Genomic DNA, 346 nt, shown 5'->3' with positions numbered 1-346 from the left:
AGGCTGGAAAGCCTCACGCCTGCGTGCACGCGCGGTTATTAAGGCGTATGAGGCGGTAAAGCAAACGCGTACCCACAAAGCCCAGAAGGAAAATCGTTCAGCCGATCAGCTTAGCCAGATGGGGGCGGTTGCACTGAGGCAGCAGGCGCGCTGGCTGGACAACAACCACGATCTGGTGATTGGCGTTTTCGACAAGCTGGAAGAAAGGGTGGTGGGTGCGAAGGGCATCATAGTTGAACCGCATCCGATGCTGACTAACGGGAAGATCGCTAAAAAGCTGGCCACTGATATCCGCAGAAAGTGGGGCGAATGGTCCGTAAGACCCGATGTTACAACCCAGTTTACT

The 346-nt window shown here is 55.2% G+C and carries 1 protein-coding gene; it reads left to right on the top strand.

Features of this window, described 5'->3' with window-relative positions; translation table 11 throughout:
- A partial coding sequence (locus AB8818_RS22910) for a phage portal protein (protein ID WP_371200040.1) occupies positions 1 to 346 on the top strand: 346 nt, incomplete at both ends.

Source organism: Enterobacter sp. KB-280D8, from assembly GCF_041399405.1.
GTDB classification, from domain to species: domain Bacteria; phylum Pseudomonadota; class Gammaproteobacteria; order Enterobacterales; family Enterobacteriaceae; genus Enterobacter; species Enterobacter cloacae_N.
This window is presented reverse-complemented; position numbering and strand designations above follow the sequence as displayed.